This is a genomic window from Streptomyces sp. P5F9 (genome assembly GCF_057961495.1).
The window spans coordinates 1-7,358 of sequence record NZ_JBXVPZ010000468.1; the positions used below are offsets into that span (position 1 = coordinate 1).

The 7,358-nt window shown below is 70.8% G+C and carries 6 protein-coding genes; 2 read left to right on the forward strand and 4 right to left on the reverse strand.

Annotation, left to right across the window (positions count from 1 at the left end):
• Nucleotides 1-278: 278 nt before the first annotated feature.
• Nucleotides 279-1,691, forward strand: coding sequence for a sulfatase family protein (locus AC31A1_RS42685; RefSeq protein ID WP_489658463.1), 1,413 nt, complete (start codon nucleotides 279-281; stop codon nucleotides 1,689-1,691).
• On the opposite strand, the gene AC31A1_RS42690 is transcribed toward AC31A1_RS42685, so the two are convergent.
• Genes AC31A1_RS42690 through AC31A1_RS42705 form a run of 4 tightly spaced genes read right to left on the reverse strand, consistent with a single transcriptional unit; the run spans nucleotide 1,688 to nucleotide 5,262 of the window.
• Nucleotides 1,688-2,332 (reverse strand): response regulator, encoded by a 645-nt coding sequence (locus tag AC31A1_RS42690; RefSeq protein ID WP_489658464.1) that lies wholly within the window; start codon nucleotides 2,330-2,332, stop codon nucleotides 1,688-1,690. The two genes, AC31A1_RS42685 and AC31A1_RS42690, sit on opposite strands and share 4 nt — an antisense overlap.
• Nucleotides 2,325-3,593 (reverse strand): sensor histidine kinase, encoded by a 1,269-nt coding sequence (locus tag AC31A1_RS42695; RefSeq protein ID WP_489658465.1) that lies wholly within the window; start codon nucleotides 3,591-3,593, stop codon nucleotides 2,325-2,327. Before AC31A1_RS42695 ends, AC31A1_RS42690 begins: the two co-directional genes overlap by 8 nt.
• A 26-nt stretch (nucleotides 3,594-3,619) precedes the next feature.
• Nucleotides 3,620-4,354, reverse strand: coding sequence for an ABC transporter permease (locus AC31A1_RS42700; RefSeq protein WP_489658466.1), 735 nt, complete (start codon nucleotides 4,352-4,354; stop codon nucleotides 3,620-3,622).
• Nucleotides 4,351-5,262, reverse strand: coding sequence for an ABC transporter ATP-binding protein (locus AC31A1_RS42705; protein ID WP_489658467.1), 912 nt, complete (start codon nucleotides 5,260-5,262; stop codon nucleotides 4,351-4,353). Before AC31A1_RS42705 ends, AC31A1_RS42700 begins: the two co-directional genes overlap by 4 nt.
• 183 nt (nucleotides 5,263-5,445) lie before the next feature.
• Between AC31A1_RS42705 and AC31A1_RS42710 the strand changes: the two genes are divergently transcribed.
• Nucleotides 5,446-7,335: an ABC transporter ATP-binding protein gene (locus tag AC31A1_RS42710; RefSeq protein ID WP_489658468.1), complete on the forward strand. Its 1,890-nt coding sequence runs from the start codon at nucleotides 5,446-5,448 to the stop codon at nucleotides 7,333-7,335.
• Nucleotides 7,336-7,358 lie beyond the last annotated feature (23 nt).

Here is a 7,358-nt window from a genome sequence, read left to right on the forward strand (position 1 = left end):
GGCCAGCGCCGCCGCGAGGTCGAAGCGGCTTGCCGGAGGCGCCGGGACGGGCCTTGAAGGGGCGCTCGGCGGGGGCGGCGATCACGGTGCCGGCGCGGGCGGTGCTGTTGCTGAAAGTGGTGAGCTGAAGGGCGGCTGCGGTTCCCGCCGAGGTGACGTTTCAGGTCCGTGAACTCCGGGGCGGATGGCTGGGCTTGGGGCGGATCGGCTGATCACATGGGGGTGCCACCCCCCACGACTTCCGCTGCCTCCCGCCGTCTTCCCCACAAGGACCTCGCATGCCCGAGATATCCCGCCGCGCCTTCGGCGGCCTGGTCGGTGGCGGTGCCGTCACCGCAGTCGCCGGTACGGCCGCCACCGCCGAGGCCGCCGAGGCCGCCCCCGCCGAGCGCCCCTTCAAGGCCCGTCCCGGCGCCTCCGGCAAGCGGCCCAACCTCCTCGTCATCCTGGGCGACGACCTCGGCTGGGCCGACCTCTCCTCCTACGGCGCCCCGCACATCAAGACGCCGAACCTGGACCGGCTGGCCCGGCAGGGGGTGCGGTTCACCGACGCGTACTCGGGCTCGGCGACCTGCTCCCCGACCCGGTTCAGCCTGTACACCGGGCGCTACCCGGGCCGTACGCCAGGCGGGTTGGCCGAGCCGATCGCCAACAGGACGCAGGGGCTGGACCCGAGCCACCCGACCCTCGCCTCCCTGCTGAAGAAGGCGGGCTACTCCACCGCGCTGATCGGCAAGTGGCACTGCGGCTGGCTGCCCGACTACAGCCCCACGAAGTCGGGTTGGGACGAGTTCTTCGGCAACCACGGGGGCGTGCTGGAGTACTTCTCCAAGCTGGGGCAGCTCGGTGACTACGACCTGTACGAGGGCGACGCGACCTACAAGGACCTGCGCTACTACACGCAGGTGCTGACCGAGCGGGCGGTGGAGTACGTCGGCCGCAAGCACGACGAGCCGTGGCTGCTGAACCTCAACTTCACCACCCCGCACTGGCCTTGGCTCGCGGAGGGCGACGAGGAGACCGGAGCCGAGATCGCGGCGAAGATCCGGGCCGCCACCAGTCAGGCGGAGATCAGCGACGCGCTCAACCAGTACGACGGCGGCTCGGTCGCCAAGTACACCGAGATGGTGCAGAGCCTCGACGCGGCCGTCGGTGAGGTGCTGGCCGCGCTGCGCCGGTCCGGGCAGGAGGAGAACACGCTGGTGTACTTCGCCAGCGACAACGGCGGTGAACGCTGGTCCTACCTCTGGCCGTTGAGCGGCGAGAAGTTCGTGCTCCAGGAGGGCGGCATCCGGGTGCCGACCATCGTGCGCTGGCCGCACCGCATCGACGGCGACCAGGTCAGCCACGAGCCGAACTTCTCCCCCGACTGGACCGCGACCTTCCTGGAGCTGGCCGGCGCCCGCCCGGACCCGGCGTACCCGCTGGACGGCACGAGCCTCGCGGGCTATCTCCTCAAGGGCGAACAGCCGCCCGAGCGTGACCTGTTCTGGCGGGTGCGGGCCAACCGGGCGCTGCGGCGCGGGGATTGGAAGTACTACCAGGACGAAGACGGCGACGACCACCTCTTCGACCTCGGCGCCGACCTGCGCGAACAGGCCGATCTCGCCCCCGACAAGCCGGAGTTGCTCGCCGAGCTGAAGGCGGCCTGGGAGAAGATCGCCTCCGACCTCCTCCCCTATCCGAGCTAGCCGAGAATCCCCCGGTCGTACGCCACCGCCACGGCGGCCGCGCGGTCCTTGACGCCCAACTTGCCGTACAGGTGGGTGAGATGGGTCTTCACGGTCGCCTCGCTGATGAAGAGTTCGCGGGCGATCTCGCGGTTGGAGGTGCCCTTGGCGACCAGGGCGAGGACCTCGCGTTCGCGGGCGGAGAGCGATTCGTTGCCGGGGGTCTGGGGGGCGCGGACCGCGGAGACCAGGCGGGAGGCGACGGCGGGTGAGAGGACCGTGCGGCCTTCCGCCGCCGCGCGGACGGCGGTGAAGAGTTCGTCGCGCGGGGCGTCCTTCAGCAGATAGCCCGTCGCGCCCGCCTCGATCGCGGGGAGCGTGTCGGAGTCGGTGTCGTACGTCGTCAGGACGAGCACCTTCGCGCGGGCGGCGCGCCGGGTCAGCTCGCGGATGGCGTCGACCCCCGCGCCGCCCGGCATCCGCAGGTCCATCAGGATCACGTCGGGGTCGAGGTCGGCGGCCCGCTCCACGGCCTCGACGCCGTTGGACGCCTCGCCCAGGACGCGGAATCCGGGCGCGGACTCGAACATGCCGCGCAGACCGTCCCGTACGACGGGATGGTCGTCGACGATCAGCAGGGAGATCAGCAACTCGTCACTCATGGCGGACCAACGGTACGCGAGCCGAGAGGGCCGTGCCGTGCCCCGGCTCGGACTCGATCGCGAGGGAGCCCGCGATGCGTTCGGCGCGGGCGCGCATGCCGTCGAGGCCGAAGCCGCCGGTGCGGGTGCGTTCGGGGAGGGCGAGCGGGTCGAAGCCCCGGCCGTCGTCGCGGATGTCGAGGATGACCTCGTCGCCCAGGAAGCTGAGGGTCACGCCGACGCGGGTGGCCCGGGCGTGCCGGGCCGCGTTCGACAACGCCTCCTGGGCGATGCGCAGCAGGGTCGCCGAGATCTCGTCGTGGAGCTGCTCGGTGATGCCGGTGACGGTGAACTCGGCGCGGACGGCGGTGCGTTCGCCCCACTCCGCGACCGTGTTCTTCAGGGCCTCGGGCAGTCCGTCGTTCTCCAGCGCGATGGGGGCGAGGTTCTGCACGGAGCGGCGGGCCTCGCCGAGGCTGTGCCGGGCGAGGGTGGAGGCGCGTTCGAGGTGGGTGCGGGCGGTGGTCAAGTCGGGTGCGTTCGCCACGACTTGGAGCTGGGCGATGATACCGGTCAGGCCCTGGGCGATGGTGTCGTGGATCTCGGCGGCGAGCCGACGGCGTTCGTCGGCGACCCCGGCTTCCCTTGCCTGGACGAGGAGTTGGGCGTGCAGGGCGGCGTTCTCGTCGAGGGCCTGTTGCAACGCGGTGTTGGTGCGTTCGAGTTCGGTGATGGTCTCGTTGCGCTCGCGGGAGCGCTGGGTCTCCTGCTCCTGGAGATGGGCGACCGCCATCTGCAGGCCGGAGTTGGCGACCACGAGCGTGGCGAAGAGGATCCATTGGAGCGCGCTCCCCAGCGGCAGCCCACCGGACTGCGCACCGGCCACGGTGACCGCGCTGGCGAGCAGTCCGAGCCGCTGCCACACCACGCCCGGGATCAGTTCGTCGGCGTCCATGTAGCCGGAGGCGGCGTAGAACGCGAAGAACGGGTCGATCCAGGTGAGGGCGAAGGCGATGGCCCAGCGGACGACGTAGTACGCGGTCCCCGCCCGGGACGGGATCCGGCCGCGGCCGGGGCGGCGGGAGCGGGTGCCGTGCCACCACAGTTGGAGGACGAGTGCCGCGCCGACCAAGGCCCAGCCGAGGTACCACTGGGCGGCGGAGTAGTCGAACAGACCGGAGGAGGCGAGCGCCAGGACGACACCGATCCCGAGCAGACCGTACGGCCCCCATGTGTGCAGCTGTTCCCAGCGCCGCTCGATCTGCCGGTCCCTCGTGGTCATCTCCCCAGTCTGCATGGCCGTTCCCCCTACTCCCAGCGGAACCAGCGCGAGGCGCCGGCCGTCAGCAGGACGGTCCACGCCACCAGCACGCCCAGGTGCGTCCAGCCCGGCCAGTTCCCGGCCGCCGCCCTGTTCAGGGCCTCCGCGGCGGCGCCGAACGGGGTGTAGCCGACGATGCGGGCCATGACGTCCGGCATGGAGTTCACCGGGAGCCAGACGCCCGCGCAGAACATCATCGGGAAGAACACCGCCGACCCGATGGCGCCCGCGATCTTCGTGGTCCGGGACAGCGCGGACACCACGGAGCCCAGCGCGAGGGCGGCCAGGATCGCGAGGAGCAGGGCGAGGAGGTAGCCGCCGGGCTGCTTCGGCAGGCGTACGTCGAAGGCGAGCCGGCCGACGATCAGCGCGAGCAGGGCGGAGACCAGGGCCGCCGCGCCGTAGACGACCATCTGCGCGGCGAGGAGGGCGGTGGGGCGGACCGGGGTGGTGGACATGCGGCGGAGGATGCCGCGTTCGCGGTAGCCGGTGATGTTCTGCGGCATCGACTGGAGCGCGCCGACGATCATGCCGAGGAGGACGGCGACCGGGACGTACACGTCGACGGTGCGCAGGCCGCCGAGGTCGGCGTCGTGGTGGCGGAAGCCGGGGATGGAACCCAGGATCACCAGCAGCAGGGTCGGGAACAGCAGGATCCAGAAGAGGGCGCCCGGTTCGCGGCGGAAGAGCTTCAACTCGGTTCGCAGGACTGCGGTGTTCATGCGGTGACCTCCGTCAGGTCCAGGAACGCGTCGTCCAACGTGGCGTCGGACACGCGGAGTTGGTGGGCGGTGATGTGGTTGCGGGCGAGCAGCGTGATGACGGCGTTGACGGTCTCGTCGGAGCCGGAGAGCGTGATCCGGCCGTCCTTGCGGGCCACGGACGTGAGCGCGGGGAGCGCGTTCAGATCACCGTCGTCCAGCGCCGCGGAGGGCGTGAAACTGATGACGGTGGAGCCCGCCGAGCGCCGGATCAGCCCGTCCGGGGTGTCCAGCGCGGCCACCCGCCCCTTGTCGATCACGGCGATCCGGTCGCACAGCCGCTGCGCCTCCTCCATGAAGTGCGTGACCAGCAGCACGGTGACCCCGCTCGCCCGCACGTCCTCGATCAGCTGCCAGGTGTCACGGCGGGCGCGCGGGTCGAGCCCGGTGGTCAGTTCGTCGAGGACGACGACCCTGGGGTTGCCGATCAGCGCGAGCGCGATGAACAGGCGCTGCTTCTGCCCGCCGGACAGCTTCGCGAAGCGGGTGGTCAACTTGGCGGTCAGGCCCAGGCGTTCGGCCAGCGGCCGCCAGTCGGCGGGGTGCGGATAGAAGGACGCGTACAGCTCCAGCGCCTCGCGGACGGTGAGCTTGGCCTGGAGCTCGCTCTCCTGGAGCTGGGCGCCGAGGACCCGGGCGACCTCCGCGTGGTCGGCGACGGGGTCGAGTCCGGTGACGCGGACCCGGCCCGCGTCCGGGACCCGCAGGCCCTCGACACACTCGACGGTGGTGGTCTTGCCGGCGCCGTTCGGGCCGAGGATCCCGAAGATCTCGCCCACCTCGACGGCGAACGAGACCCCGTCGACGACGGCCCGGCCGCCGTAGGACTTCCGTAGTGCGGTGACTTCGATGACAGGAGTGGCTGACATGTTCCGAGGTTCCCGCCCGGGCCGGTCCCGGCACATCGGCCATCGCGCTCGACCGTGCATCAACCGATCGGTTGATGCGCCCCTACGACCCCTCGAACACCCAGGTCGTAGGACCAACGGCCGATCCGGGTCCGGCCAAAACTCGGTGGGCACTGTCAGTGGTGGTCCGTAGGCTCGCCCGTGATGACCACGACACCCGCCTCCGCCGAGGACCACTCCGACCGGTCCGCCGTCCGTACGCTCGCGCGGCTGTGGCCGTACGTCCGCCCCGTGCGCGTACGGCTGTTCGCCGCGGCCGGGGTCGCCGTCGTCGCGTCCTGTACGGGGCTGGTGTTCCCGCTCGTCCTGAAGTGGATGGTGGACGGACCGGTCGCCGACCGGGACACGGCGGGCGTGTGGCTCGGGGCGCTGTATCTGCTCCTGCTCGGAATCGCGGAGGCGGGCCTGTTCGGCCTGCGGCGCTGGCTGGTCGCGCGCCCGCTGTCCCACGTGGAGGCGGAGATGCGCGCGGACCTGTACCGGCATCTGCAACGCCTGCCGGTGTCCTTCCACGACAGATGGCCCTCGGGCCAGCTCCTCTCCCGAGGCACCACGGACCTGATGCTGCTCCGGATGTTCCTCGCCTTCCCCCTGACGTTCCTGCTGGTCAACGCGGTGACGATCCTGGTCGGCGTGATCATCATGCTGCTCCAGGACTGGACGCTGGGGATGGTCATCCTGGGGCCCGCCATACCGGTGATCATCACGTGCGTGATCTTCGAGCGGCGGTACGCGCACGTGGCACGCCTCGCGCAGGACCAGGTCGGCGACCTGACGACGGTCGTCGAGGAGAGCGTCCTCGGCATCCGCATCATCAAGGGCTTCGGCCGCCACCGCAGCCAGGCCCGAGCCTTCCGCGACCTCTCCCGCACCCTGCGCGGCACCGAACTCCGCAAGGCCCGACTCCTGGCCACGATCTGGGGCGTCATCGTCACCCTCCCCGAACTGGCGCTAGGGGCGGCGCTGGTGGTGGGGACGGTCCAGGTCGCGGACGGAAATCTCTCGGCGGGCACGCTGGTGGCGTTCCTGTCCACAGCACTCGCCCTGCGCTGGCCGGTGGAGTCGATCGGCTTCCTCCTGGCAATGAGCCAGGAGGCGGCGACGGCGACGGAGCGCTATTTCGAGGTGATGGATGAAACCCCGGAAGCGGAGACGCCCTTTAGGGGCGCGGGGAACGGCGCGACCAGCCCCCACCGGCCGTCACTTGACAACGATGGCCTCCGTTTCTCCTCAGTCTCCTTCCGCTACCCAGACGCCCCCGCCGACTCCCCTCCCACCCTCGAAAACATCGACCTGCACATCAGACCCGGCGAATCCATGGCCCTGGTAGGCGCGACAGGCACCGGCAAAACCACACTGACGGCCCTCGTCCCCCGCCTCCACGAGGTGACCTCCGGCCAGATCACACTGGACGGCAAGGACATCACCGCCATGCCCCGGGAATCGCTGCGCGCCCTCGTCGCCGTGGCCTTCGAGGAACCGACGTTGTTCTCGGCGAGCGTCGGGGAGAACGTACTCATGGGGTCGGAAGAGGGCGCGGGACAACCGGAGTTGGAGCGAGCACTGGCCGTCGCACAGGCCGACTTCGCGCACGCACTGCCCCAGGGCACGGACACCCAGGTAGGCGAACAGGGCCTGAGCCTCTCCGGCGGCCAACGCCAACGCCTCGCCCTGGCAAGGGCGGTGGTGGGCAAACCCCGCTTCCTGGTCCTCGACGACCCGCTCTCCGCCCTGGACGTCCACACCGAGGCCGCCGTCGAGGCAGCCCTGCGCCAAGTCCTGGCCGAGACAACGGCGTTGATCGTGGCCCACCGCCCATCCACAGTCCTCCTCGCCGACCGCGTGGCCCTCCTGTCCAACGGCCGCATCACAGCAGTCGGCACCCACCAGGAACTCCTACGGACGAACACGGAGTACGCGTACCTGATGTCGGGCGCAGAGCGCCCCAAAGGGGCGCGGGGAACGGCGCGACCAGCCCCCACCGGCCCGCGGACTAAGAACCACCCAGTCGGTGCGCAGGGAGACGAACGATGACCGCGGCCACCACCTCCACCCCC

What these genes read in the sequence shown, in the direction of transcription:
- AC31A1_RS42685 (WP_489658463.1), top strand. Translation starts at nt 279, where the DNA reads ATGCCCGAGATATCCCGCCGCGCCTTCGGCGGCCTGGTCGGTGGCGGT.
- AC31A1_RS42690 (WP_489658464.1), bottom strand. Translation starts at nt 2,332, where the DNA reads ATGAGTGACGAGTTGCTGATCTCCCTGCTGATCGTCGACGACCATCCC.
- AC31A1_RS42695 (WP_489658465.1), bottom strand. Translation starts at nt 3,593, where the DNA reads ATGACCACGAGGGACCGGCAGATCGAGCGGCGCTGGGAACAGCTGCAC.
- AC31A1_RS42700 (WP_489658466.1), bottom strand. Translation starts at nt 4,354, where the DNA reads ATGAACACCGCAGTCCTGCGAACCGAGTTGAAGCTCTTCCGCCGCGAA.
- AC31A1_RS42705 (WP_489658467.1), bottom strand. Translation starts at nt 5,262, where the DNA reads ATGTCAGCCACTCCTGTCATCGAAGTCACCGCACTACGGAAGTCCTAC.
- AC31A1_RS42710 (WP_489658468.1), top strand. Translation starts at nt 5,446, where the DNA reads ATGACCACGACACCCGCCTCCGCCGAGGACCACTCCGACCGGTCCGCC.